This window comes from Helicobacter sp., assembly GCF_022770205.1.
Lineage (GTDB): Bacteria > Campylobacterota > Campylobacteria > Campylobacterales > Helicobacteraceae > Helicobacter_D.
This window is the reverse complement of record NZ_JALEIK010000019.1, coordinates 1-26,102: the sequence shown is the minus strand read 5'-3', so window position 1 is coordinate 26,102 and position 26,102 is coordinate 1. Positions and strand designations below refer to the sequence as shown.

The following is a 26,102-nucleotide window of genomic DNA, read 5'->3' as shown; positions in this document are numbered from 1 at the left end:
CGCTCTATTAAGGGAATTTATCTCCCTTAAATATGGAATCTAAATTTCTGTATTAAAAGTTCTGCAATGGCTTTTTCTAGCATTGTGTAAATTTCCTCAAACCCATCTAAGTCCTTATAATAATAAGGATCTGGTATGTCTTTGCCTTGTAAGCCAAAATCTCCCATTAGCGCAAGTTTCTCTTTAGGAAATCCTAAACGCTTTAAATCCGCATAATTTTGCCCATCCATTGCCACCACTAAATCAAATTCTAAATCACTATACGCATTCACTTTTCTACCACGCAAAGCAGAAATATCAATGCCGTGCCTTTTGCCAATTATAATAGAACGCTCACAAGGCGGCTCATTAATATGCCAACCACTTGTCCCAGCAGAATCAATTTTAAGATTTAAACCCTTTTTACTAGCCAACTCCCTTGCGATTCCTTCTGCTAAAGGTGAGCGGCAAATATTTCCTAAACAAACAAAAAGAATAGATTGTATCACACCTATATTTCTATCCATTTCTTTGCATTTCTATCCATTTCTCTGCAATTCTAATAGCATTTGTTGCTGCTCCCACGCGGATTTGATCTGCCACGCACCAAAGATGCAAAATGCGCTTATCATAGTTATCCACACGGATTCTACCCACATAAGTTTCATCGGTATCTGTGGCAATCATAGGCATTGGATATTGTTTTTCTTGCGGATTGTCTAGTAGCACTACGGATTCCGCATTTTTAAGCACTTCTTGCGCCGCTTCTTTGCTTATTTTTTGCTTAAATTTAATCGTAATTGCTTCGCTATGACTACGCAAAATGGGCACACGCACACAAGTTGCACTCACTGCAAAATCACTATGCATAATTTTATTGGTTTCATTCACCATTTTCATCTCTTCTTTTGTATAGTCATTTTCTAAAAAGACATCAATTTGTGGAATCAAATTGAGCGCAATTCTGTGTGGAAATGCCTTTGGTTCACAAGCATCAAGGCTAAAGTCAAAAAATTTCTGCATTTGTAGCACAAGCTCTTCCATACCCTTTTTCCCAGCACCTGATACTGCTTGATAAGTGCTAACATCTACGCGTTCAATCCGAAATTTCTTATGCAAGGGTGCTAAAACTTGCACCATTTGGATTGTAGAGCAATTTGGATTTGCAATGATTCCTGTTTTTTTCCATAATGCAATATCGTTTGGATTAACTTCTGGCACGACTAAAGGCACATCTTTTTGCATTCTAAAATGGCTTGTGTTATCGATCACCACTGCCCCAGCTTTTGCCGCACTTGGTGCAAACTCTGCACTCACGCTTCCACCTGCTGAAAAAAATGCAATTGCAATTTCTTCTTCGCTAAACACTGAATGCGTAAGCTCCTTTACTTTATAAGTTTCCCCCTTAAAACGCATCTCCCTACCAACGCTCCTAGCACTAGCCAATGGCACGAGCTTATTAAGCGGCAAATCACGCTCTTCTAAGATTCTAAAAATCTCTTCCCCCACAGCACCTGTGGCACCTACAACTGCAATATTATTTTTTTTCATTCTCATCCCTTACAACTTGATACTATAACGCTCAATTTTATTTAACAATACATCTTTTGTAAAGCCCAATAATTCTGCTGCACCATCCACATCAGAATCGCAATTCTTTAAAGCTTCATAAATGAGCTCTTCTTCTAAATTTGCAATTTTTTTCTTACCACCACTCTCTCTTGAACTTAAGAATAAATCTTCTGGCATAATCACACCATCTTCGCATAAAATCGCCGCCCTCTCTATCACAGAAAGCAATTCCCTAATATTACCCGGCCAAGAATAAGCAAGCAGCTGTTCCTTTGCCCCATCGCCCCATTGTTTCATTCCGATTCCATATTGCACATCCACTTGTGCTAGTTTCCACTCACAAAGCGGAATAATCTCTTCTGTGCGCTCACGCAATGGGGGAATATTTACAGGAATTGTTTGCAATCTGAAAAATAAATCCTCTCTAAACTCCCCCTTTTTAATTTTTTTTTCAATATCCGCATTTGTTGCCGCAATAAAGCGAATGTCTATTTTAATGGGCTTACTACTTCCAAGCCGCACCACTTCCTTTTCTTGCAGCACACGCAAAAGCTTTGCTTGAAGTCCCATAGGCATCTCACCAATTTCATCTAAAAAAATACTTCCACCATTTGCTGCTTCAAACTTTCCAATCCTTCCTTCTGTTGCATCTGTAAAAGCCCCTTTTTCATAGCCAAAAAGTTCAGATTCCAATAAGTTTTCCGGGATTGCTGCCATATTTAACGCAATAAAAGGTGCGCTAGCCCTTAAAGAATTTGCGTGGACAAAATTTGCAAACAACTCCTTTCCCACTCCACTCTCCCCTAGCAAAAGCACCGAAGCATCAGTTTTAGCGGCTTTGTTAGCAAGCTTTAATACACCTTCAAGTGCTGGTGAGCTTGCAATAAACTGCTTGTTCTCTGCCATATTTTGTGGCTTTGCCTTGACTTTTGTTAGGACTTCTTTTGCTTTTTTTGCTCTGTGGATTGCTTCTACAAGCGTTTCAATTTCAAAAGGTTTGGTTAAAAAATCCTTAACGCCAAGACGAATGGAATCAATCGCCTTATTTAAAGTCGCATTGCCTGTAATGATTAACGCCTCATAACGCCCATTTAGCGTGCGCAAAAATTCTATTCCATCCATCTGTGGCATATTAATATCAGTAATCACTAAATCAAAGGAATCATCAAGTTTTTTTAGCGCATCCTTTGCACTTTTAAAGCTCACCACTTCAAATTCTTCATATTCCCCTAGTGCAATTTCTAGGGATTTACGCATATTAATATCATCTTCAACAACGGCTAATTTCATCTCTCCTCCTTTGCGCTCTTAAAATCTTCCGCTTTTTTTTCTTTAATGAGTGCATAAATCGTTGCGATTCCATTTTCATAGTCAATCTTAATGCGCGAAGGTGGAATCGCAAGCAAAGTTAAAGATTTACCCTGTAAATTTTGCACTTCACTGCGATCCTCTAAGCGCACACCCCAATGAAAAAAGCATTCCAAAATCTCTCCTTTATGGGTATAAATAAATTCCTTCTCATTCTTTGCATCGTGTGCAATCTCACATTTTCTATAAGGACTTCGGACTTTATCTAACATTTTAGCACTTACCATTGCGGGAGAAAAATTGTATTTTTCATTTAAAATGATTCCATTTTTAATTGCAACTCTATAAGAAAACAAATATTCTAAAGCCTCCAAAGATAGACTACAAAATACAATTCCCCATAGAATCCTAAGCATCACTCCAACAATCCAGACTCATTCTCATCAGCTTGCTCTTCTTCTTTAGGACACCTTGCGATAGATACCACCTTATCATCATCTACATTAACGATAATCACGCCACTTGTCGCACGCCCTGCTTTGCGAATGCTTTGCATATCCACGCGAATCATCTTACCGCTACTTGTTAGCACCATTAAATCCATATTTTCATCCACATTTACAATCCCTACAAGCTTACCTGTTTTTGGCGTAAGCTTCATTGCTATCACGCCTTTGCCTCCACGCTTTGTAATGCGATATTCATTGACTTCTGTGCGTTTTCCAATCCCTTTTTCACTCACACTTAAAATCTCTTCATTTGCATCAGCAATCACTGCTGCACCAATCACATAATCCTTTGGCATTTTAAATTTAATCGCTGTTACACCGCGCGCAGCACGCCCAATCTCACGCACATCATCCACGCCAAAGCGCACGCACATTCCTTCATAAGTTACCACTAAAATTTCTTTAATGTTAGAACTAATAATTTTTGCAGTAACTAGTGCGTCATTTTCATCCAAGTTAATCGCTCTAACGCCCAAACTTCTAATGTTTTTAAACTCACTTAAATTTGTGCGTTTAATGATTCCATTTTTTGTAAAGAATGCAAGCGATTTATCAGAATTAAAATCTTTTGTCGTGATTGTTGCCATAATCTTTTCATCAGGGGAGAGATTAATAAGATTGACAACTGCCTTACCAATTGCCGTCCTACTTGCTTCTGGTATCTTATACACCTTTAGCCAATACAACTGCCCCTTATCTGTGATAAATAAAATCGTATCGTGTGTATCTGAGACAAAAAAGCTTTCAATAAAGTCATCATCGTGCGTATTTGCTGAAATCTTACCCTTGCCGCCACGATTTTGCTTTTCATAAGTGCGCACCGGCACACGCTTCACATAACCCCTATGGCTCATTGTTACTACCACAGGTTCATTTGGGATTAAATCCTCCACATCAATGCTTTCATAATCCTCTTCAATAATTGTTAAACGCTTGGTAGAAAACTTCTCTTTAATCTCTAGCAACTCCTCTTTTATGATTCCATTTAGCAAACTCTCACTTTTTAAAACCGCACTTAAATGCTCAATCTCTTTTAACAACGCTTGGTATTCATTTTCAATTTTATCCCTCTCCAAGCCTGTTAAGCGTTGTAAGCGCATATCCAAAATTGCCTGTGCTTGTATCTCACTTAGGCTAAATTGCGTCATTAAGCCTTCTTTTGCAACTTTTGCATCACTACTTGCGCGAATTAGCGCAACGATTGCGTCAATATTTTCTAAGGCAATTCTTAAGCCTTCTAAAATATGCGCCCTAGCCTTTGCCTTTTCTAGCTCAAAAATGGTGCGGCGAATCACCACGCTTTTACGATGCGATAGGAATAAATCTAACAATTCTAAAAGTGTGAAAACCTTTGGTTCTTTATTATAAATTGCAAGTAAAATGATTCCAAATGTGCTCTCTATCGGCGTAGATTTAAAGAGATGATTTAGCACAATTTCACTCATTGCCTCACGCTTAAGTTCAATCACAACCCTAATCCCTTCTCTATCAGACTCATCGCGCACTTCAGCGATTCCCTCAATCGCCTTTTCTTTTGCAAGTTCGGCAATTTGCTCCACTAAACGCGCTTTATTAACTTGGTAAGGAATCTCATCAATCACAATAATATCTTTTGTTTTTGTTTTTTCAATATGCGTTTTTGCACGGATTTTAATGCGTCCTCTACCACTTGCATAAGCCTCACGGATTCCACCTTTGCCATAAATGATTCCACCTGTTGGGAAGTCTGGACCTTCAATGTGTTGCAAAATCTCATCTAAACTTGCTTTTGGATTGTCAATTAAATGCACAAGCGCATCAATAATTTCATCAGTTCTGTGTGGCGGAATGTTTGTTGCCATACCAACAGCAATTCCATTAGAGCCATTAATCAGTAAGTTTGGCAAGCGACTAGGCAGAATATCTGGCTCTTCTAAAGTATCATCATAATTTGGGAGAAAATCCACCGTGTCCTTATCAATATCACGCAAAACTTCCTCAGCCGCCTGTGTCATTCTAGCTTCTGTGTAACGCATAGCAGCAGCACTATCCCCATCAATGCTACCAAAGTTTCCTTGCCCATCAACAAGTTCTAAGCGCATAGAAAAATCTTGTGCCATCCTAACAAGCGCATCATAAACCGCCGTATCGCCGTGTGGATGGTATTTACCAATCACATCACCCACAATCCTAGCACTCTTTTTATACGCCACGCGCGAAGTTACACCAAGCTCATACATCGCATATAAAATCCGCCTATGCACAGGCTTTAACCCATCTCTTGCATCAGGCAATGCACGCCCAATAATGACGCTCATAGAATAATCAAGATAACTCTCTTTAATGGAATCTTCAATATTAACATTTTGAATGTCTTGATTTAAATTTAGCAAGTCAGACATTTATTCCCTTTTTAAAAAACTACTAAGGCGCAATTCTACTTAAAATTGGCTTTAATCTTGCTAAGGCGTGCTTTGCAAATCTAAGGGTGTATTGCAAAAAACATTAAAATCCTGCCTCCCCTTTAACACAGAAGTTTCCCGCTCTACTTCACACAAAAAGCCTAAAATCTCTCTATGTGTGAGGATTCCAACAGAATGCGTTTTGGATTCCTTTATTTTAAGCCCTAAAAATTCATTTTCTACAAACAAGGGCATTCCGCGCAATTTCTCTTTCTCTTTTTGTGATAATTCTAAAAAATCCCCAAACACAATCTTTTCTCTTAAAAATTGCGACCAATCGTGTTCTTTAAAATACGAAATTTCCAAGCGTTCATCCAAAGGCAAATCAATAGGCAATAAAAGAAGATTAAAATAGTTTTTTCCAAAACTCAATTCCCTAAAATTTGGCTCTGGCAAAACATTGCAATAAATATCTGTAAATCTCTCTGCTACAAGCACAGCCAAGTCTAAATTATCATTTACGGCTAAAATTCTAGCGTGCGACAAACAAGCAATAGGCTGCCCAAGTGCTTCTGTATGGTAGAGCGTAATATCCTTTGCTCTTTTACCTTCAAATACAATGCTAGCACTTGTTAGCACAAGCCCATCGTTGATAATTAGTCCATAGCCTTCATTGTATTGCTGGACACTCTTATTTGGCACATCAAACTCCGCAATAACTTTCACACCATATTGCAACCAATCTGGGTATTTTGCATTTGCACTAAGAAACACAAGCATTATTCCTAAAATTATCTTTGCCATTGGAATCCTTTTTTGGATTTTTTAAACCTTAAAATACTACAATAAAAGCCTTGATTTTACACAAAGGTTTTAAAATATGGAATTAAAAGCATTCAATCTCAAAAAAGAAGAATTAGAAAAATTACAATACGCACTCATCTACACAGAAAAAGGCAATATGAAAATCAAACTTTTCCCAGATGATGCCCCCAACACCGTGGCAAACTTCGCACATCTAGCACAAAGCGGCTTTTATAATGGCTTAATCTTTCATCGTGTAATTCCAGGATTCGTCGCACAAGGAGGATGCCCTGAAGGCAGTGGCAGGGGCGGACCGGGATATAAAATTGCTTGCGAGTTAGACAACAATCCACACAAGCACATAAAAGGCACACTCTCAATGGCACACGCTGGAAGAGATACAGGAGGAAGCCAATTTTTTATCTGTTTTGCACCCCAGCCCCATTTAGATGGTGAGCACACAATATTTGGGCAAATTGAAGATGAAGAAAGTCTAAAGGTTTTGGATTCTCTCAAACAAAATGATAAAATCCTAAAAATTATTGCTTAGAGTTTTTATGCAAGAAACAATTGATTTAATTGCAAAATATGGCTATGTGATTTTATTTCTATATTCGCTTGGTGGCGGATTTATCGCTCTTGTTGGTGCAAGCGTGTTAAGCTTTACTGGGAAAATGGACTTAAGCCTTAGCATTCTAGTAGCAGTGATTGCAAACTTTCTAGGGGATTGGCTACTTTTTTATCTTTCGCGCTACCAAAAAACTATGATGCGCCCTTATCTTACAAAACATCGGCGCAAACTTGCCTTAGTGCATATTCTAATGCGCAAATACGGCTCAATCATCATTGTGATGAAAAAATACATCTATGGCTTAAAAACACTTGTCCCACTTGCTATTGCTCTAACGCCCTACTCTTTAGCTAAATTTAATCTTTACAACGCCATTGGTGCAATCATTTGGGGAGTTAGCATTGGACTTTTAGGCTATTTTTCAGGCGGAATCCTAATTAAAAGCTTTGAAATGCTAGGGGAATATCCATTCCTTGCGCCGCTATTTATCGCTGTGTTATTAGGTAGTCTGTGGCTTTGGCTAAAACAAGCAACCAAAAAATAAGGAATCCAAAATGCACCCTATTCAAACATTAATCAAAGAACGCGTGCTAATCCTAGATGGCGCAATGGGAACAGAGATTCAAAAGCATACCATACAATCTTGGGAAACTAACACAAAGGGTGAAAAACTAGATGGCTGTTCAGAAGCCCTTAATCTCTTTGCGCCAAATGTGATTCAAAGCATTCATACAAGCTACTTGCAAGCTGGTGCAAATATTCTAAAAGCAAATACTTTTGGCGTGATGCCTTGGGTGCTTGCAGAATATGATTTACAAGAGAAATGCAAGGAGATTGCAAAAGTTGGAATCACATTAGCAAAGGAGTGCATAAAAGCGCATAAGCCCTTAGAAAATCAAAAGGACGCACTCTTTATCGCCGCTTCTTTAGGACCAGGAACAAAACTTCCAAGCCTAGGACATATCGATTATGACACAATGTTTAGCGGCTATTGTGTTTGTGTGGAAGGCTTTAAAGAAGCTAAAGCAGATATTATTTTGCTAGAAACCGCACAAGATCCTTTACAGATTAAAGCCGCTTTACACGCTTGCCAAGCTATTGCACCAGAGATTCCAATAATGGTTTCAGTTACCATTGAAACTACCGGAACAATGCTAATAGGCACAGATATTACAACGCTTTTTTACATTTTAGAACCCTTTAATCTTCTCTCTTTAGGAATTAATTGTGGCTTAGGACCAGACTTAGCACGCAAGCATTTACAAGATTTAAGTGTAGTTTGTAAATTTCCCATTTCCATCCACACCAATGCAGGATTGCCAGAAAATAGGGGCGGAATCACATATTATCCTATGCAAGCTGAAGAGTTTAGTGCCATAGAGCAAGGCTTTTTAGAAATAGAAGGAGTTGCGCTTTTAGGTGGCTGCTGTGGAACAACGCCAGAGCATATTAAAATGCTTGTGCAAAAAACAGCCAACCATAAACCACTTCCGCCCAAAAACTCTGTAACGCCTTGTATCACTTCACTTTTTGACTACAAAGAATTAAAGCAAAGCCCCGCCCCCTTGCTAATAGGCGAACGCTCTAATGCCACAGGTTCTAAAGCCTTTAGAGAATTGTTGCTCAAAGAAGATTATGAAGGGGCTTTAAGTGTGGGCAATGCACAAGTGCGAAGTGGCACACATTGCCTAGATCTTAGCGTAGCCTTTGCAGGGCGCAATGAAGAAAAGGATATGCAAGCATTAATTCCACTTTATGCAACAAAAATCACTCTCCCTTTAATGCCTGATTCTACACAAGTAAATGCACTAGAGATTGCACTAAAACACATCGGCGGACGCCCCATTATCAATTCAGCAAACCTAGAAGATGGAATCGGAAAATTTGATAAAGTCGCAAGTTTAGCCAAAAAATTTGGCACAGCCCTTGTGTGCTTAACCATTGATGAACAAGGAATGTGTAAAACTTATGCAAGAAAAATTGAATGCGCTAAAAGAATGATGGAACGTGCTAAAAGCGTGCATAACCTAAGAGAAGAAGACATCATTTTTGACCCATTAACCTTTACCATAGGAAGTGGCGATGCGGAGTATTTTACCGCCGGAATTGAAACGCTAGAAACCATTAAAACCTTAAGTGAGATTTTCCCAAAGGCTGGAACAACGCTAGGGCTATCTAATATCTCTTTTGGACTTAGCCAAGAAGGCAGAATCCGTCTTAATTCCGTCTTTTTGCACCACGCCATTAAACAAGGACTCACTTCAGCAATTGCAAATGTGGCACACATTATCCCCTATGCGCGCCTAGATGAAACAGATATTAAAATTTGTGAAGATTTGATTTTTAACCACACACAAACTAGCGATCCCTTGTATGCCTTCATTAAACATTTTGAAAACAAAGGCGCAATGGAACTTCAAAGCACAGAAGAGGACGGCACATTGCCCCTAGAAGATAGAATCCAAAAATACCTAATCAATGGTGATTTAAACGCAATGCAAAATCTCTTACCCCTAGCAAAGGATTCCATTAACCCAGAAATTATCATTAATGAAATTTTAATTGATGCAATGAAAATCGTAGGAGAACGCTTTGGCAATGGAGAAATGCAACTCCCCTTTGTTTTACAAAGTGCAGAAGTGATGAAAAAAAGCGTGGATTATCTCAATGCCTTTTTACCCAAAAAGCAAAGCACACACAAAACAACCATCGTCTTAGGCACGGTAAAAGGCGATGTGCACGATGTGGGCAAGAATCTTGTGGATATTATCCTAACAAACAATGGCTTTAGCGTGATTAACATAGGGATCAAAGCAGAGTTAGAGAAGTTTTTAGAAGTGCTAGAGAATCAAAAGGTGGATTGTATTGGTATGAGCGGACTTTTAGTAAAATCCACACTTGTGATGAAAGAAAACTTAGAAGAGCTAAAAAGGCGCGGCATTACGATTCCTATAATGCTAGGTGGAGCGGCACTTAATCGCAATTTTGTTGAGGAATATTGTCGTCCAAACTATGATGGTATTATTTTTTATTGTAAAGACGCCTTTGATAGCGTTGCAGCAATGCAGATTATCCAAAGTGGCGATTTTAGCGATTTAACACTCCCTAGTGATAAGGCAGGCAAAACACAAGAAAAACAAGCAAGGCAAGAAGCAAGGCTTGCAAAAAAGCTAGAACAAAACTTGCAAAAAGATTCCGCCCCAAAGCCCACAAAATGCGAGCTAGAGTTTGATTATATCCCACACACTCCTCCCTTTTTTGGCGCAACTTCACTAGAGCTTACCTTAAGCGAACTAGATTCCGTCTTTAGCTACATTGACAAAGACTTGCTTTTTAAGCACCGCTGGGGGTATAGCAAGCTTAAAAAAGAGGAATATTTGGAGTTAAAAACAAAAACACTAGAGCCCACCTTTCAAGCCTTAAAGCAAGAATTTATAGAAAAACAACTCTTTAAGCCCATAGTGCTTTATGGGTATTTTCACACACGCACCAAAGAGCCTAAAAACCTAGAAGATGGCTTGATTTTAGAGTTAAGCGCAAATGCAGATTTTAGCGATATGGAATCTTTTTTATTTCCACGCAGTAGCAAAAAGCCCTATTTATGCTTAAGCGATTATTTTAACCCAAAGGGAGATGTTTGCGCCTTGCATTTGGTTTCTAGCGGGCATAACTTCGCCCCTTATGAAGAAGCACTTTATAAAGACGGAGAGTATCACAAGTATTATTTAGCACACGCTTTGGGAATGGACTTAGCAGAAGCTTTAGCAGACTTTATCCACGCAAGAGTGCGTCAAGAGTTGAATTTAGATTCCAAAAGCGGACAACGCTATTCCTTTGGCTATCCCGCTTGCCCTGATTTATCTTTAAGTCTTGGACTTTTCAAACTTTTAAATCCAGAATCTTTTGGGATTACACTGAGTGAAACCTACCAAATGACTCCAGAAGCGACAACTTCAGCACTGATTGTGCCTTATAAAGATGCAAAATACTTTGCGATTTAACCAAAGATTCCTTTAAGCGAGCTAGGATCAAAGTTTTCAAAATCAAAGCTTTGACCATTTGGTGCACTAAATGGCAAGCTTGCCTTTTCAATCAATCCGCTAATTTGCCCCATTTTATCACTAATTTCTTGGTGCTTGTTTGCAAGATTTTCCCCCAAATCCCCTTCCATTTGGCTAGGAAGTGGCAAGGATAACGACACGCTCTCCCCTGCTAGAGAGATTGTAAGCTCTTTTCCAAAAAGTGCTTCTCCCTTAAATTGAGCCGCCTTTGCGCTTGTATCAAGGGCATTTAAATCACTTCCGCTGCTTTTGATTTGATTACTTAGCGCATTAAGCGTAATATCAGCAATTTGCATTGCACCTACCATTTCATTTGCACCTTTAACCCCATCAGTAAATTTGCGAATCTCTAATGCGTTTTGAGAGAGATTAGGAAGTTCTTGCGCTTCTTGCGTAGCTTGAGAAGCGACTTGTTCTTGTGTGGTTTTGGATTCCACATTTGCAGTTACATCTGCCTGTGGCTTTTGATAAACGCTCCCTAATCCGTAGGGATTTACTTTTGATAGCATCACAACTCCTTTTAAGATTTTCTAGGAATTATAAGCACTTTCTATTCCACTTTTTGTAGTCTAACTCTCCTGCACCATAGTAACCACTTTTTCTAAAATATGTCTTCCTATGGGAATTGCAGAAGTTGCTGCTGGACTTGGAGCATTACAAACATTAACACTTCTTTTTGTATTTACAAATAAAAAGTCTTCTATCAACTCTCCATCATTACTTACAGCCTGTGCCCTAACTCCTGAGGGATATGGAGTTAAGTCCTCTAAAGTCAAAGAGGGACAATATTTTTGCACTAAGGACAAATAACCCTTTTTATAAAAAGAGTTTTTGAACTCACTTAAACCTATTTTAAAGTTTTTAGCAATTACTCTTCTAATTCCCTTATGCATCAACATTTGTCCAATATCACTAAGGCTAATATCGCTTTTTTTATAACCTTCCCTTTTAAGAGCCAACACAGCATTAGGACCAACTGTAACACTGCCATCAATCATTCTTGTCAAATGCACTCCTAAAAAAGGCACTGCAGGATCTGGAATAGGATAAATCAAATGTTTGACAATAGCATTGTGTTTAGAGTTTAATTGAAAATATTCTCCCCTAAAAGGACAAATCACAAAAGGCAACTCAACATCTAACATTTTTACAATTTTATCAGAATGTAATCCGCAACAAGTGATCAAATAATTACTCTCAAAAACACCTTTTTTTGTTTGGATTTTCATTCCTCTTAAATGCTCGGTTAAAGATACCACTTCGCAATCATAAAAAACCTCTCCCCCTTTTTCCTTAAATTTTCTTGCCATAGCATTTGTAACTTCCACATAACTCACTATGGCACTTGTAGGAAAAAATATTCCCCCTAAACCAGTAATGTTAGATTCTTTATCTTTAAGCTCTTTAGCATCAAGCTTATATCTCTCAAGCCCATTCTCTTTAGTTCTTTCCCAAAGAGCATCCATTCTTTGCATTTCAAGATCATTCGTAGCCACAAGCAACTTTCCACACTCATCATATTTTATACCATTTTCTTGACAAAAAGCCTTAGTTACTCTATTTCCTTCATAGCAAAAATTTGCCTTTAGAGTGCCCGGAGTGTAATACACTCCAGCGTGAATGACTCCACTATTATGCCCGGTTTGGTGCAAAGCACTAGAATGCTCTTTTTCCAAAAGTGCAATTTTGCTATCTGGATATTTCTCAATCAGTTGCATAGCCACTGAATGCCCTAAAATGCCCCCTCCAACTACCACAAAATCATAAATCAATTTTTATCCTTTAAAAATTTTTAAAATGTTTATAACGGCTAAAAGGGTTAGTAGTAAAAGAAAAATATCCTCTTTGACGCATAAGTTCTCTTCTTAAATCAGGATGTGGCTGGAATTTATCACGCCCGTGCAGCCAAAAAAGATTATTGATTAATAAAAACTGCCCCACTGGAACTGGAAAAGATAATTTTGCCTTTGAATTCTCCAAAGAATCACCCAAATCCGCTAAATACACCCCTTCTTCATAGTCTTTAGGTTGTGCAAATTGATCAATATAAAGCATCACAGGTTTGGCGTGGCTATCCGCCTCAAAAACAGGATGATACACATCCTCAGTAACATTTTTGCTTGGCGGAGCTGACCAACGCATTACTCTTTTTGCAAGATGATGGTTATAAAACTTATCAAGCTCTTCCCAATCATCAAGGTGTAAAAGCTGTGAATCTCCCCCCTGCATATTTTGCTCATCAATCTTATACATCAAAACATAATCTGTTATTTCATTAACAAAAGTTCCATCACTATGAAGCTCAAGAGGTTTTTGTGGTTGTCTTAAATAGCTATCAGAATTATCTGTATTTACAACTGCCCATCTTGCATAAAACTTACCAGTCATTGAATCAAAATTTGAACAGCCAATTAAATGCACAAAAGCAGTCGCAATTTTTACCATTTCATCACCCTGCTCCACTTTATCTACTCCCAAAGGATTAACAAGCAAAGCTCCAGTCTCCCTATCGCTAAGTGCTTGCTCCAAAAATGGCTTAAGTTGATTCTCACAAAGATTATCTAAAATTTGTGCGATTCTAAAGCGTAAAAAAGCTTTATATTCCAAAGCCTGCACAGGATATATTGCTGTTTGCTTAAGAAATTCTTGTACAACTTTCTTGTCAAAAACAACTTGCAAAAGTCGCTTAGAATATTTCGTAGGTTCCACACTAAAAGTTTTTGTTGTCAAGTTTTTCATAATTTCTCCTTAAAAATAAAATGTTTTAATTCTAATTATAACCCAATGGTACAAACGCTCTTATGAAGCTCCCATAAGGCTTTGCATTCCTAAAAATTTTAATAAATACTCTGTTGCTTGTGTTAAAACTCCATAATGTTGCAAAATAGAGCCAAAAGTAGCTGCTAAATACACAATAATAATGAAAAATTTAACAATCCAACTCGTAAGAAATTTAGAACACACATAATCTGTTTTTTGCTCATTAAGTTTCCTTGCCTTATGTAAAATCAACATAGGAAACAAACTCAAAACTAAAGCTCCTACCACACCGGGATAATACAAAGCTTGATCCACGCTCTCAATCACACCCAAAAGCACAAGTGCTAAGGGAGGAATCACCACAAAAAGCAAAATAAAAAAACGATTCTTTAAGTTATTCTCTGCATCTGCATTAATATGGTTGGCAATATTTGTTAAAAACATACCCCCTAATGCCCAATAAGAAGTTAAAATGGCGCATAAGGCAAAAATATTAGCGACATAATAAGCCCATTCCCCAATAGCTTTTCCCCAAGAAAGAGTAACAACATCAGAAACATTTTGCAAACCTTCTATTGCTATAGCTGATAAAGGGATAAGGGTAAGCATACCAAAAGTAATGATATTTCCTAAAATAATAGCCTTAGGCAGTTTTTCAGGAGTATGCGCAAACCCTCTAGACATTTCAGGAACAATATATTGCGAAGAATACACAAAAACAACAACATTAAAAATCGGCACGCTTGCAACAATATAATTCTCACCAAGCTCTAAAAGATGGCCAAAATCTGTCTGTTGCTTAAAAAATGTAAAAATAACTAATGTGCAAAGGATTCCAAACATTATGCCAACAATCTGCTTCTCACCCCTACCAATCGCTTTTAGTCCAAGCCAAAGCACCAAAGAAGCAGGGATAAAAAACAAAATGCTGCCAAGATAATTTGGAATCCCTAGCAATTCATTTAAAATCCTTCCACTTGCCTTTTCATAAGCCATCAATGCACCAATAGAAGTTACAGCCACAGATAAAAACATTATCCACTTTGCAGGAGTTCCTAAATACTTCACACACAAACCTGTAAGCTGTAACTTCTCTTTGGTTCTCATATTTGCTTCTGCAATATAAAGCATCGTTACAGTGGATAAAAGACCTGCCACAATTAGCCAAAACAAAAGAGGCAAAAAACCAGCACTTTTAGAAGTGTGTGCTATGGATAAAATCCCTATACCAATATTTGTTCCAACTAGCATAGCCACACCTTCAAAAAACGTGAGTCTTTTATTGATAGGATGCCCTTTAAGTTCGGCAAAAAACTCTTCTCTAGCGTCTTTTAATTGCACTACTATCCTTTAAATTTAACTCTTAATAAAATAATATAGGCAAAAAAAGCAATAAAAAATGTGATGGTTGCATACCAATTCGCTCCCCAAGATGAATGATAAATTAACACACCAGCAATGCTTGATACAAACCAAGCAATTAGACCGCTAAACTCTAAAGCAGGCAACTTATCTGAACGCACTTCAGGTATGGTACCAAAATACTCCTCTCTTTTTGGATGGAGTATATGCGCTAAAGCAATCGCAACCCACGCAACAACAAAAATTCCCTGATAAGCTAAAGCCTGTAAAAGATAAGCAAACACATCAATAAGCATTAATAAAAATACAACGATACCAACAATCACTGCCCACACATATTTTGAAAAATCAAGCTTTAAAGTCTCTTGGAAAAAGGCTTGCATATTTGTCGTTGCAAGGAAAAAATTTGCAGTATTAATCCGCGTCTGTGTAATCCATACAAAAATTAAACCTAAAAAGCCCATTAAATCAATAAACGCAACTGCCGCTGCTGTTTCAGATAAAGCACCAGTTTCAGCAGGAACAATGCTTACCAAATAAATCCCAACAAGTGCCGCTAAAACAAAGGACACAAGATAAAAAGGGATTCCAAATGTAATCACAGAATGAAATGTGGAATCCTCTTTTTTACCAAAGCGTGCAAAATCAAAAGTGAACATCATCAGTATCCAAACACCCATATAATAAACTGCTGTATTCCACCAACCATACTCAGGGATCTCTTCAGGACCCATACTCAGCCAAGCATCATTATAGCCATATTCCATAGTTGCATAAACAACAGCACCCAGCAATCCTAAAAGATAAAGCGGAAGCAAAATACCATTAAATTTATCAAGCCAATGTTGCACAGAGCCAAAAATAAGTGGCACACTATATAAAACTACAATCAAAGCACCTATCCAATAAGCAACAGAAGGAAATTGATGGTTAAAAGCTGCTGCTATAACAGAACCTTCAAATACAGCATAATAAATAGCAGTTGCAAAGAAAATAAGAGTCGCTAAAGCTGCTCCTGTATGCCCAAATAAAACTCTTGAAAATAATGCGACAGAAAGCCCTGTTTTAATAGCATAACGCGAAATGATGCCGTTTAAAATTGCATAAGCCACCACAGTAATTAACAAACCAATGATAGCATTCTTTGTACCATAAGCTTGCGCCATAGCAACACCTACAACTATGTAGAACATCGCACTACACACCCCCCACCAAGCCATCATTAAAGAAAATCTTGAAGATTTCTGATTTTCACCAATGATGTGCGTTGACTCATCTGTCGTATGCTCATGCAACAAACCGTGATCTTGATTATTCTTCATCACTGCCATTCTCTATCCTTTTGTTTAAGATTAAAATTCTTTATTTAATCACTTAAGCTCATACACACATATTTAAGTTCTAAATAATCATCAATACCATATTTTGAACCTTCCCTGCCCAATCCGCTTTGTTTAACGCCTCCAAAAGGAGCAACTTCAGTGGATATAATGCCTGTATTAATTCCTACAATTCCATATTCCAAAGCTTCACTAACACGCCATTGTCTTGCTGCATTGTTGGTATAAAAATACGCTGCTAAACCAAACTCCGTATCATTTGCCATTGCAACCACCTCCTCTTCTGTTTCAAACTTAAATAAAGGAGCTAATGGACCAAAAGTCTCTTCACAAGCAACCAACATATTTTGAGTAACCCCTGTTAAAATAGTTGGCTCAAAAAAACTATGCCCCAAGTCGCTAGCCTTCCCTCCAACAAGCACTTCAGCACCTTTAGAAATTGCATCACTAATATGCTCTTTAACTTTCTGTACTGCCTTGTTGTCAATCAAAGGTCCTTGTGTTGTGTCCTTTTCTAACCCATCTCCAAGTTTTAAAGACTCAACTTTTTTCTTTAATGCCACACTCACTTTTTCATAGACACTACTTTGCACATAAATCCTGTTTGCACACACGCAAGTCTGCCCACTATTTCTAAATTTTGACATTAAGATTCCATCTACTGCCTTATCAATATCCGCATCATCAAAAACAATAAAAGGTGCATTCCCTCCAAGCTCTAAAGAAAGTTTTTTAATGGTAGGCGCACTTTGTTGCATCAATAAACGCCCAACTTCCGTAGAACCTGTAAAGGTGATTTTACGCACAATATCACTCTCACATAAAACTTTTGAAATCATACGCGAATCTCCTGTAACCACCTGTAAAACATCACTTGGAACACCCGCTTTTAAAGCTAAAACAAGCATAGCATAAGCACTTAGAGGAGTTTGCGTAGCAGGCTTAACAAGCATTGTGCAACCACAAGCTAATGCAGGAGCAACCTTTCTAGTAATCATCGCACAAGGAAAATTCCAAGGGGTTATTGCACCGCAAACACCAATAGGCTGTTTTAAAGCAAGAATTTTTTGATTTTTTGCCACAGGCTGAATAATATCCCCATCAACTCTACGACACTCCTCGGCAAACCATCGCAAAAAATTCGCTCCATAAACAATTTCCCCTCTAGCTTCATTTAAAGGCTTTCCCATCTCCTTTGTTAAAATCACTGCTAAATCTTCCTTGTGTTCTAACATCAAGTGATACCATTTAAGCAAAATATCAGCCCTTTCTAAAGCTAACATAGAAGCCCATTTCTTTTGAGCTTTTTCTGACTGGACAATCATTTCTTGTAAAGCATCGTAAGAAACATTTTTCACATAAGCAATCTCTTGAGAAGTTGCAGGATTGCACACGGGAATGTAATCCTCATTTTTTGTTTGGCTAACAAAACTATGGTTTAAAAGTTCAAAATTCATTGCACAGCCTTTTTAATAGATTCACAAACAATTTCCAATGCTTTATCAAATTGTTCTTGCGGAATCGTTAAAGGATATAAGAATCTAATAACATTCCCATAAGAACCACAAGTCAAAAGCAGTAAATTCCTATCCATCGCTTCTTTTTGGATAGCCTTAGCCAAATCTGCACTAGGCTCACCATTTCTAAAAAACTCTACACCCACCATAGAGCCAAGCCCTCTAATCTCAGCAATCTCTTGAATATTCTCCTCAGTCTTTAAACGCTTTAATCTAGTTTTTAGCTGATTACCCAATGTCTCAGCTTTCTGATTTAAATGCTCTTCCTCAATGATTTTCAACACTTCTAACGCAGCCGTTGTTGCAAGAGGACTTCCCGCATAAGTTCCTCCCATTCCACCGGGATTTTGTGCATCCATAATCCCTTCTTTACCAACAATACCAGAAATAGGAAATCCTCCACCTAAACTCTTAGCCATACAGATAATATCCGCACTCACACCAAAATGCTCCATTGCAAAAGTTTTTCCTGTTCTAGCAAAACCTGTTTGCACTTCATCAGCGATTAAAACAATGTTATGCGTATCGCAAAATTCTCTTAATGCTTGAACAAAATCCTTAGGAGCAGGATTAAACCCCCCCTCTCCTTGCACAGGCTCAAAAATAATCGCCGCAACATCATAAGGAGAAATGGAGCTTTTACAAATATGCTCTAAACTTTTAATTGCATCTTGCGTGCTTACATTATGGAGAGCATTAGGATAAAGAGCGTGATACACCCCGGGCATTCCAATCCCAATCTCTGCTTTATAAGGGACAACTTTACCTGTCATACTCACAGCCATAGATGTGCGTCCATGAAAAGACCCACCAAAAGCTATCACTCCATAGCGTTTCGTATATGCCTTTGCCACTTTAATCGCATTTTCTGTTGCCTCGCCACCTGTGGTAAAAAAGCAAGTCTTTTTCTTCCCATCAATAGGTGCAAGCTGATTAATCTTTTCTGCTAATTCCACATAACTTTCATAAGGACTAACCTGATAGGCAGTATGCGTAAATTTATCCAATTGCTTCTTCACTGCCTCTATTACTCTTGGATGCCTATGCCCCACATTTAAAACAGCAATACCAGAAGCAAAATCTATAATCTCCCTGCCATCTGTGCTTTTTAGTGTAGCATTATTTGCTTCCTCCACGAACCAATCACAAGCAATACCTATCGCCTTTGGTGTCGCTGCAATCCTTCTTTGCGTTAAACTTTCCATCAAGTTCTCCTTAGTCTCTTAAAATTTTCAAATATCGTATAACTTTTTCTATATAAAAATTATTAAAAAGTTTTAAAATAAGTGCTTACCTCAGGGAATAAAACTTAAGAAACGCCGATAATATAGGCGTTATTATCCTTCATTTTGATTGTTTGCATCACATTCTTGTGTGTTACTTTTTAGCTCATTTATGTTTAGAAATATAAATTTGTAACAGAGAAAAATCACCAAAGGCCACAACAAAATTAAAAAAAATGTATAAACCATAAACTCTCCTTAATAAGAATGGTCGTCTAAATCATCAGCAGAAAGTTTTTTAGAATCCATAACTCTCCAAACATACACAATATACCAAAGAACAAAAGGCACAAATAAGCTCACATATCCCATAACACTAAGCGTGTAATAACTAGAGCTTGCATTAGCAATTGTAAGTGAGCTTTGTAAATCCGTTGTTGAAGGATAAAATGCGCTATTCCCTAAGCCCACATTTAAGAAAACTGACATTACACTAAGCACCACGCCAACACCTAGTAGAAAAATCCCTTTTGTGCATTTTAGACTTCCATAGATTCCACCAAGCACTAGCACAACTCCTACAAGCAACATCGCCAAAAGAATAGGATTATCCCAAAAATTCTGCAAATACACATAAGGCTGCAAACTCACAACCCCAGCACTATCTACAAAAAACCCATCTTTTAAGCAAATCCAAGCAAGGAATCCTAAAAAGAAGGGCAAAAATAAAAGTGTATTCATTAACATATCTTTTCTAGCTCTCTCTACAATTTGCGCATTATCAATCGCATTTACAAAATAACTCTCTGCTAGAATTCTGCTTAAAAACACAAGTGCAATTCCTAAAAGATAGTTAAAAGGGTTAGCAAGCTGCTCTAAGCCCCTAAAAGCACCCTTCCATTCTACAAAACGATTTTCATCTAACACAAATTCTGAACCTGCAAAAAATGTGCTAACTGCCACACCAATCAAAAACACACCCAAAATTCCATTGATTTTTAAAAAAATCTCATAAGTTCTACTCCCTAAAAAATTGCCTTCTTTTTTTCTGTATTCATAACTCACAGCCTGCAAAATAAAACAAAATAAAATCGCAAGCCAAACCCAATAAGCCCCTCCAAAACTCGTGCTATAAAACAGCGGAAACGCCGCAAATGCAGCTCCACCAAAAACTACAAGCGTCGTAAAACCAAGCTCCCATTTTCTCCCTAAACAATTAATTAAAAGCGTTTTTTCTTCTGCATTGCTTGATAGTTTATCCATCAATCCCTGCCCGCCTTGCACAAAAAACATAAATACAAGCAATCCACCAAGCAAACTTAAGATAATCCACCAATACACCTGCAAGCTAGCGTGTTCTAATCCAAAAAACATCCATCCTCCTTTATTAATGGGCAAAGCCTTTTTTGATTTGTTTTGTCATAATCCCAAGCTCTGCAATCAGCAAAGCGGTAAATAACACAAGAAAAATAAAGAATGAAATTTGCACATCAATGTGTGAAAGCTTTGTTGCAGCAATATGCACTGGCATTAAATCTTGAATCGCCCAAGGTTGTCTGCCAACTTCCGCAACAATCCAACCTGCTTCTGCTGCAACATAACCTAGCGGAATCGCTATCACACAAAGCCAAAGAATTTTTCTAAATCTCTCTATGCGATTTGCCATTGCAAGATATAACACAACAATAAATAAGATAAAGAAAAAACTTCCAAGTGCTACCATTAAATGGAAGCTATAAAAGGTTAAAGCAACAGGGGGCACTGCTTGTTCTTTATTCTCCAAATATCCATAGCCAAAGTTATGCATATTTGCTTGTAAAATTGCGCGTGATTCTTGCATTAAAGCCGTGTTATTCTCCGCCTTTGCCGCCTTATAATCTTTCAATGCTTGCACGGCTAATTGTCCACTTTGAATCCTAGCATCCATTGGTGGAATCCCTTTTTCTTCATTTCCATAAAGCAAATCATCAATCCCTGCAATAAAGCCTTCTGTATCCCTTTGCCCTAGAATTGAAAGTGCATAAGGAATCGTAAAGTCAAATAAAAACACATTCTCATCATCACCGGGCTTTTTGTTAGGGTTTAAGATTCCAAACGCCACAAGCCCCGCTCTGTGTTCTCCTTCATAAATCCCTTCCATTGCTGCAAGCTTCATCGGCTGTTTTTGCGTCACTTGATAAGCACTCTCATCGCCACTAAAGAATAAGAAAATAGAAGTCAAAAGCCCAAAAGAAGCCCCCACAACCAAACTTTTTTTCGCCTCCATAAAATGCCTACCCCTTAGCAAATACCAAGCACTAATTCCCATTACAAAAAGGGCAGAAATCACATATCCGCTAGCAATTGTGTGCAAAAATTTAGACACCGCCACAGGAGAGAGTGCCACCTCTAAAAAGCTTGTCATTTCATTTCTTGCAGTATCCGGATTAAATAGCGTGCCAACAGGATATTGCATCCAACCATTTGCCACTAGAATCCAAAATGCACTGATATTACTTCCAATTGCCACAAGCCAAGTAGAGATTAAATGGAATCTTTTTGAAACGCGATTCCAACCAAAGAACATCACAGCAAAAAATGTTGCCTCTAAGAAAAAAGCAAAAATCCCTTCAACAGCTAGCGGTGCACCAAAAATATCTCCCACAAACCAACTATAATTTGCCCAATTTGTGCCAAACTCAAACTCCATAATAATGCCCGTTGCCACACCAATAGCAAAGTTAATCCCAAAAAGTGTGAGCCAAAACTTAGTAATTCTTTTCCACTCTTCATCACCCGTTTTAACATAAATGCTTTCCATAATCGCAATGATAAAAGAAAGCCCAAGCGTTAAAGGCACAAATAAAAAATGATAAATCGCAGTGAGTGCAAACTGCGCCCTGCTCCAATCCACACTTAATTCCATTTTACTCCTTTGTAAGATTTTCTAAAACAAAATCACTCTTTGCTTCTTGTGTCTCAAAATTTCGCAATGAAGTGTCATAAATAAAGACTTTAAGCACAGCAAACATCACAAAAAGTTTAATGAAAATTACAAGCCACAAGGTTTTACCAAGCTGCATATTTCTAAACCCATCCCTATAAAACAACACAATATTTTTAAGCAAATTCATAATTTTCCTTATCAAAAACAGCGATTTTAGGTAAATATAACTTGTTAAACGCTTAATAATAAATTTTGGTTAAATTTTATTTGACTTTTTATAGAAATTTGTCAAAAATAAAATTCCGATTCCAACTCCATAAACCACAAAAATAAACAATGCACACTCCGCCATTGTTCCAAACTTCAATGTTGGAATGAGATACCAACCATCTGCATACAAAGCAACAAACCACTCTTGCATAGGCGATAGCATTTGGATTCTATTTAGCATAGGCAAATCCATTCCACAAAAGCCACTAGGAGCAAAAAGAGTTGGAATCCAAACATCAAGCGGAAGATTAAAATCAAATTTTGGATTAAGCGAACAGCCTTTTAATCCAAAAACAAAAGTTTCACTCTGCAATGCGTTTTGGATTCCCTTTAGCATAAATGCCGCTAAAACTCCCCTAGCAAGCGCATAAGCACAAATGAAAATCCCAAAAAGCCCAAAAATACTTCTAGGAGAAAGCGCAATCACACAGCAACCAAGTCCTAGCACAATAAAGGCATAGCGGATATACACGCATTGCTCACAAGGCTGCAAAAACAAATATTCTTGCAACACAAAATGCGAAAACGCCACAATTAAAAACGCAAAAACAGCAAATGCAATCCAAACACAACGCTTTTGACTAAAACTTAAAATTTCCAAAAAACTCTTAGGATTCTGCATTCACTCACCTTTGATTTAAAGATTCCTAGATTGCTTAGGTTTATAAAGATTAATAAGATAAATCGCAAAAATTGCAATGCACCCACCTATTAGCGTTAAAACACTTGGAATCTCTCCTAAAATTAAAAAGCTAGTCACTAGTGCAAACACAGGCACTAAAAGCGGGTAAGAGCTTGCCTTTTGTGCGCCAACTTGTGCAATTCCCATATAATAAATGCTTGTTCCAATAGCAGTTGAAAGCACAGCAATGATTAAAAGCATACACCAAAAGCGCAAATCAAAGCTAAAAATCTCTAGCATTGCAGATTGCATCAAAAAAATAGGAGAAAACAACACCGCACTAAAAAGCGTAATGTAAAAATTTATTGCAACAGGATGGATTCTAACACGCTGGCACACCAATGTTAAAATTGCCCAATCCAACGCACACAGCACAAAAAAGACATTAAATTTGCTAAAAAGTGTCTGTAAATTTCCTAAATCTAATAAGCAAATTCCAGCCAACACGCCTAAAATTAATCCTAAAATCTCATTACCTCGCATCACTTTGCTGCTATCTTTTTGGGTTTTATAAAGCCAAAAGGTTAAAACATACACAAACACAGGGGTCATCGTTGTTACAAGCACACCACCCTTTCCTGCGCTACCATAATTTAATCCCACAAAAAACATTAAGGAATATAAACAATTTAACACCGTAGCAATGAGTAAAAATTTAAATGCCTTACCATCAATTTTAAGTGGAATCCTAAGGGCAATCACAAGGGGAATAGAAGCTAAAAGCGCAAAAAAGAAACGCCAAAATGTAATCACATCTGCACCAGTATAACCTACAAGAACCTTACTACTAGGCCAAGATGCTCCCCAAAACAACATCGCACAAACCAATAAAATAGAAAACACAACACTTTTAGACATCATTTCTCTTTTAAAGTCCAAAATAAAGGCGCATTATAGCAAATTGCCACCTAATTCTTAGCAATCCAAACCCTTAAACGCATTCCCAAAAATGCTAAAAAATGACAAAATTATGTTTTACAAACTTCTTGAAAGGATAAAAATGGAACTCACGCATTTAGATACACGCCAAAACCCAAAAATGGTAGATATTTCCACAAAGGATTCCACACAAAGAGAGGCAATTGCTAGTGGTAAAATCACAATGAACAAAGAAGCATTTAATGCGATTAAAGAACAAAATGTCAAAAAAGGAGCAGTGCTGCAAACTGCAATCATCGCTGCAATTATGGGCTCAAAACGCACTTCAGAGCTAATTCCTATGTGCCATCCGCTTTTTTTAAGCAGTGTGAAATGCAATATTACAGAGCTTGAAAGCGAAAATGCCTTTGTTTTAGAAGTGTGTGCTAAAACCTTTGGACAAACAGGCGTAGAAATGGAAGCGTTAATGGGCGTAAATATCGGACTTCTCACCATTTATGATATGGTAAAATCCCTTGATAAAACAATGGTTTTAAGCGAAATTTGCCTCTTAGAAAAAAAGGGAGGTAAAAATGGGAATTTTATGCGCAAAAACACTTAAAAGTGCAAATTTTTGTAACATAAAACTTAAAAATTACTTATAAATTATAATTTTTGTATGTCTATAAGCCAAATTTTACTATTATCAGAAACTCAAAGATTACAAAATTAGGAGTGTTTAATGAAAAAGAATATTATTTTCTTTGAAGCAGTTGGCGGAAGCGATAAAGGACCTGATGGATACAGAAGGGACACAATGCCTATGGTAAATGCGCTAAAGGACAAAGGCTGGAATGCAGAAGTTGTGTTTTTTAGCGATGATATTTTGCGCAATGAAAACGAACGCAATAAAATCTATCAGCGCGTAAGAGATACCGCAGATGGCTATGTTTCACGCGTGAATCCGGGAAATCTAAAAGAAGAAAAACTTTACTTTGAAGTATTGCGCAAACTTTGTGCTGATGGACTTGTGGGTATGCCTCACCCTGATGCAATGATTGGCTATGGCGCAAAAGATGCTTTAACAAAGCTTGCAGACACTCCACTTGTGCCAGATGACACCTATGCGTATTATGATATTGAAACTTTTAAAAAAACTTTCCCAAAAAGCCTAGCAAAGGGTGAGAGAGTGTTAAAGCAAAATCGTGGCTCCACAGGGGAAGGGATTTGGCGCGTGCGATTAGCAGAAGGTGCTTATAACACTTGTGATTCCTTGCCCCTTGATACAAAAATCATTTGCACAGAAGCCAAGGATAATCATAGCGAGGAACGCAAACTTGGAGAGTTTATGGATTTTTGTGAGCAATATATCATTGGCGATAATGGAATGCTTGTAGATATGACTTTCCTTCCGCGCATTAAAGAAGGAGAAATTAGAATCCTAATGCTTTATAAAACTCCTGTGTATGTCGTGCATAAAAAGCCTGCTGAAGGTGGCGATGCCTTTTCTGCAACTCTTTTTAGCGGTGCAAAATACCGCTATGATGAGCCAAAAGACTGGCAAGAGCTTGTAGATTGGTTCTTAGGGCAGCTTCCTTCTATTAAATCTAAGCTTGGAAACTATGATTTACCCTTAATTTGGACAGCAGATTTTATTTTAGACACTGATGAAAATGGCAAAGACCGCTACATTTTAGGTGAAATTAATTGCTCTTGCGTTGGCTTTACAAGCCCTGTGGAATATATGGCAAAAATCGCTGTAATGGTAGGCGATAATATCATTGATATTGTCAGTGAGAAAAAGGCATAACCCTAACAAAGGTGGGCAATTACGCCCACCCTACACACTAATCTCTAAACTTGTTTTTATTGCAGAATCCGTATAACCTGATGCATTAGAATACTTTGCATCTACACTTTTAGTAATATCTTGCACAATGCTAATAATATCATCTTCAAAGCTAGGATTATTCTCTAGG

At 37.7% G+C, this 26,102-nt stretch carries 23 protein-coding genes; 5 read left to right on the top strand and 18 right to left on the bottom strand.

What is annotated here, in order from left to right:
• Positions 1-26: 26 nt before the first annotated feature.
• From MRZ19_RS03820 to MRZ19_RS03795, 6 genes are read right to left on the bottom strand one after another with little or no spacing between them, the layout of a single operon-like run.
• On the bottom strand, positions 27-506 hold the full coding sequence (locus MRZ19_RS03820) for a low molecular weight protein-tyrosine-phosphatase (protein ID WP_291030505.1): 480 nt from the start codon (positions 504-506) through the stop codon (positions 27-29).
• A complete protein-coding gene (locus MRZ19_RS03815) occupies positions 499-1,530 on the bottom strand; it encodes an aspartate-semialdehyde dehydrogenase (protein WP_291030503.1) in 1,032 nt (343 codons plus the stop codon). Before MRZ19_RS03815 ends, MRZ19_RS03820 begins: the two co-directional genes overlap by 8 nt.
• A gap of 9 nt (positions 1,531-1,539) precedes the next feature.
• On the bottom strand, positions 1,540-2,841 hold the full coding sequence (locus MRZ19_RS03810; protein WP_291030501.1) for a sigma-54 dependent transcriptional regulator: 1,302 nt from the start codon (positions 2,839-2,841) through the stop codon (positions 1,540-1,542).
• Complete coding sequence (locus tag MRZ19_RS03805; RefSeq protein WP_291030499.1) at positions 2,838-3,275, bottom strand: hypothetical protein; 438 nt, start codon at positions 3,273-3,275, stop codon at positions 2,838-2,840. Before MRZ19_RS03805 ends, MRZ19_RS03810 begins: the two co-directional genes overlap by 4 nt.
• Positions 3,275-5,749 (bottom strand): DNA topoisomerase (ATP-hydrolyzing) subunit A, encoded by a 2,475-nt coding sequence (gene gyrA, locus MRZ19_RS03800; RefSeq protein ID WP_291030497.1) that lies wholly within the window; start codon positions 5,747-5,749, stop codon positions 3,275-3,277. Before gyrA ends, MRZ19_RS03805 begins: the two co-directional genes overlap by 1 nt.
• Positions 5,750-5,809: 60 nt before the next feature.
• Entirely contained in the window at positions 5,810-6,553 is a 744-nt protein-coding gene (locus MRZ19_RS03795) for a hypothetical protein (protein WP_291030495.1), read from the bottom strand.
• A gap of 76 nt (positions 6,554-6,629) precedes the next feature.
• Between MRZ19_RS03795 and MRZ19_RS03790 the strand changes: the two genes are divergently transcribed.
• From MRZ19_RS03790 to MRZ19_RS03780, 3 genes are read left to right on the top strand one after another with little or no spacing between them, the layout of a single operon-like run.
• Positions 6,630-7,103, top strand: coding sequence for a peptidylprolyl isomerase (locus tag MRZ19_RS03790; protein WP_291030493.1), 474 nt, complete (start codon positions 6,630-6,632; stop codon positions 7,101-7,103).
• A 7-nt stretch (positions 7,104-7,110) separates the two neighbouring features.
• On the top strand, positions 7,111-7,668 hold the full coding sequence (locus tag MRZ19_RS03785; protein WP_291030491.1) for a DedA family protein: 558 nt from the start codon (positions 7,111-7,113) through the stop codon (positions 7,666-7,668).
• 10 nt (positions 7,669-7,678) lie between these two features.
• Positions 7,679-11,125 carry a homocysteine S-methyltransferase family protein gene (locus MRZ19_RS03780; RefSeq protein WP_291030489.1) on the top strand — a complete coding sequence of 1,149 codons (3,447 nt, stop codon included), beginning with the start codon at positions 7,679-7,681 and terminating at the stop codon, positions 11,123-11,125.
• Here the strand turns inward: MRZ19_RS03780 and MRZ19_RS03775 are convergent.
• From MRZ19_RS03775 to MRZ19_RS03720, 12 genes are all read right to left on the bottom strand, one after another.
• Complete coding sequence (locus tag MRZ19_RS03775; protein ID WP_291030487.1) at positions 11,122-11,694, bottom strand: flagellar FLiS export co-chaperone; 573 nt, start codon at positions 11,692-11,694, stop codon at positions 11,122-11,124. The genes MRZ19_RS03780 and MRZ19_RS03775 overlap by 4 nt on opposite strands.
• A 60-nt stretch (positions 11,695-11,754) precedes the next feature.
• Positions 11,755-12,957: an L-2-hydroxyglutarate oxidase gene (gene lhgO, locus MRZ19_RS03770; protein WP_291030485.1), complete on the bottom strand. Its 1,203-nt coding sequence runs from the start codon at positions 12,955-12,957 to the stop codon at positions 11,755-11,757.
• 10 nt (positions 12,958-12,967) lie between these two features.
• Positions 12,968-13,924 (bottom strand): glutarate dioxygenase GlaH, encoded by a 957-nt coding sequence (gene glaH / locus MRZ19_RS03765; RefSeq protein WP_291030483.1) that lies wholly within the window; start codon positions 13,922-13,924, stop codon positions 12,968-12,970.
• 60 nt (positions 13,925-13,984) lie between these two features.
• Complete coding sequence (locus tag MRZ19_RS03760) at positions 13,985-15,286, bottom strand: aromatic amino acid transport family protein (protein ID WP_291030481.1); 1,302 nt, start codon at positions 15,284-15,286, stop codon at positions 13,985-13,987.
• Between the two features lie 2 nt (positions 15,287-15,288).
• The gene (locus MRZ19_RS03755) at positions 15,289-16,638 is read right to left on the bottom strand and encodes a hypothetical protein (RefSeq protein ID WP_291030479.1); all 1,350 of its coding nucleotides are present in this window, start codon (positions 16,636-16,638) and stop codon (positions 15,289-15,291) included.
• 35 nt (positions 16,639-16,673) lie between these two features.
• The gene (locus tag MRZ19_RS03750; protein ID WP_291030477.1) at positions 16,674-18,104 is read right to left on the bottom strand and encodes an NAD-dependent succinate-semialdehyde dehydrogenase; all 1,431 of its coding nucleotides are present in this window, start codon (positions 18,102-18,104) and stop codon (positions 16,674-16,676) included.
• Complete coding sequence (gabT, locus tag MRZ19_RS03745; RefSeq protein ID WP_291030476.1) at positions 18,101-19,369, bottom strand: 4-aminobutyrate--2-oxoglutarate transaminase; 1,269 nt, start codon at positions 19,367-19,369, stop codon at positions 18,101-18,103. Before gabT ends, MRZ19_RS03750 begins: the two co-directional genes overlap by 4 nt.
• Positions 19,370-19,645: 276 nt before the next feature.
• Complete coding sequence (gene cydB / locus MRZ19_RS03740; protein WP_291030474.1) at positions 19,646-20,761, bottom strand: cytochrome d ubiquinol oxidase subunit II; 1,116 nt, start codon at positions 20,759-20,761, stop codon at positions 19,646-19,648.
• Positions 20,762-20,774: 13 nt separating this feature from the next.
• Positions 20,775-22,292, bottom strand: coding sequence for a cytochrome ubiquinol oxidase subunit I (locus tag MRZ19_RS03735; RefSeq protein ID WP_291030472.1), 1,518 nt, complete (start codon positions 22,290-22,292; stop codon positions 20,775-20,777).
• Position 22,293: 1 nt separating this feature from the next.
• On the bottom strand, positions 22,294-22,536 hold the full coding sequence (locus tag MRZ19_RS03730; RefSeq protein WP_291030895.1) for a DUF4492 domain-containing protein: 243 nt from the start codon (positions 22,534-22,536) through the stop codon (positions 22,294-22,296).
• A 33-nt stretch (positions 22,537-22,569) separates the two neighbouring features.
• Positions 22,570-23,205, bottom strand: coding sequence for a disulfide bond formation protein B (locus MRZ19_RS03725; RefSeq protein ID WP_291030471.1), 636 nt, complete (start codon positions 23,203-23,205; stop codon positions 22,570-22,572).
• A gap of 15 nt (positions 23,206-23,220) precedes the next feature.
• The gene (locus tag MRZ19_RS03720; protein ID WP_291030469.1) at positions 23,221-24,126 is read right to left on the bottom strand and encodes a DMT family transporter; all 906 of its coding nucleotides are present in this window, start codon (positions 24,124-24,126) and stop codon (positions 23,221-23,223) included.
• Between the two features lie 139 nt (positions 24,127-24,265).
• Between MRZ19_RS03720 and moaC the strand changes: the two genes are divergently transcribed.
• Together moaC and MRZ19_RS03710 are read left to right on the top strand one after the other, a co-directional pair.
• Positions 24,266-24,745: a cyclic pyranopterin monophosphate synthase MoaC gene (moaC, locus tag MRZ19_RS03715; protein ID WP_291030467.1), complete on the top strand. Its 480-nt coding sequence runs from the start codon at positions 24,266-24,268 to the stop codon at positions 24,743-24,745.
• A 120-nt stretch (positions 24,746-24,865) separates the two neighbouring features.
• A complete protein-coding gene (locus MRZ19_RS03710; protein WP_291030465.1) occupies positions 24,866-25,933 on the top strand; it encodes a Cj0069 family protein in 1,068 nt (355 codons plus the stop codon).
• Positions 25,934-26,102 lie beyond the last annotated feature (169 nt).

Bases quoted from the DNA above. Each gene is read 5' to 3' on its own strand.
- MRZ19_RS03775 (WP_291030487.1), bottom strand. From the start codon at position 11,694: ATGCTATCAAAAGTAAATCCCTACGGATTAGGGAGCGTTTATCAAAAG.
- MRZ19_RS03750 (WP_291030477.1), bottom strand. From the start codon at position 18,104: ATGAATTTTGAACTTTTAAACCATAGTTTTGTTAGCCAAACAAAAAAT.
- glaH (WP_291030483.1), bottom strand. From the start codon at position 13,924: ATGAAAAACTTGACAACAAAAACTTTTAGTGTGGAACCTACGAAATAT.
- MRZ19_RS03810 (WP_291030501.1), bottom strand. From the start codon at position 2,841: ATGAAATTAGCCGTTGTTGAAGATGATATTAATATGCGTAAATCCCTA.
- MRZ19_RS03805 (WP_291030499.1), bottom strand. From the start codon at position 3,275: ATGCTTAGGATTCTATGGGGAATTGTATTTTGTAGTCTATCTTTGGAG.
- gabT (WP_291030476.1), bottom strand. From the start codon at position 19,369: ATGGAAAGTTTAACGCAAAGAAGGATTGCAGCGACACCAAAGGCGATA.
- moaC (WP_291030467.1), top strand. From the start codon at position 24,266: ATGGAACTCACGCATTTAGATACACGCCAAAACCCAAAAATGGTAGAT.
- MRZ19_RS03735 (WP_291030472.1), bottom strand. From the start codon at position 22,292: ATGGAATTAAGTGTGGATTGGAGCAGGGCGCAGTTTGCACTCACTGCG.
- MRZ19_RS03820 (WP_291030505.1), bottom strand. From the start codon at position 506: ATGGATAGAAATATAGGTGTGATACAATCTATTCTTTTTGTTTGTTTA.
- MRZ19_RS03790 (WP_291030493.1), top strand. From the start codon at position 6,630: ATGGAATTAAAAGCATTCAATCTCAAAAAAGAAGAATTAGAAAAATTA.
- MRZ19_RS03785 (WP_291030491.1), top strand. From the start codon at position 7,111: ATGCAAGAAACAATTGATTTAATTGCAAAATATGGCTATGTGATTTTA.
- gyrA (WP_291030497.1), bottom strand. From the start codon at position 5,749: ATGTCTGACTTGCTAAATTTAAATCAAGACATTCAAAATGTTAATATT.
- cydB (WP_291030474.1), bottom strand. From the start codon at position 20,761: ATGTTTTTTGGATTAGAACACGCTAGCTTGCAGGTGTATTGGTGGATT.
- MRZ19_RS03755 (WP_291030479.1), bottom strand. From the start codon at position 16,638: ATGGCAGTGATGAAGAATAATCAAGATCACGGTTTGTTGCATGAGCAT.
- MRZ19_RS03710 (WP_291030465.1), top strand. From the start codon at position 24,866: ATGAAAAAGAATATTATTTTCTTTGAAGCAGTTGGCGGAAGCGATAAA.
- MRZ19_RS03795 (WP_291030495.1), bottom strand. From the start codon at position 6,553: ATGGCAAAGATAATTTTAGGAATAATGCTTGTGTTTCTTAGTGCAAAT.
- MRZ19_RS03815 (WP_291030503.1), bottom strand. From the start codon at position 1,530: ATGAAAAAAAATAATATTGCAGTTGTAGGTGCCACAGGTGCTGTGGGG.
- MRZ19_RS03725 (WP_291030471.1), bottom strand. From the start codon at position 23,205: ATGCAGAATCCTAAGAGTTTTTTGGAAATTTTAAGTTTTAGTCAAAAG.
- MRZ19_RS03720 (WP_291030469.1), bottom strand. From the start codon at position 24,126: ATGATGTCTAAAAGTGTTGTGTTTTCTATTTTATTGGTTTGTGCGATG.
- MRZ19_RS03780 (WP_291030489.1), top strand. From the start codon at position 7,679: ATGCACCCTATTCAAACATTAATCAAAGAACGCGTGCTAATCCTAGAT.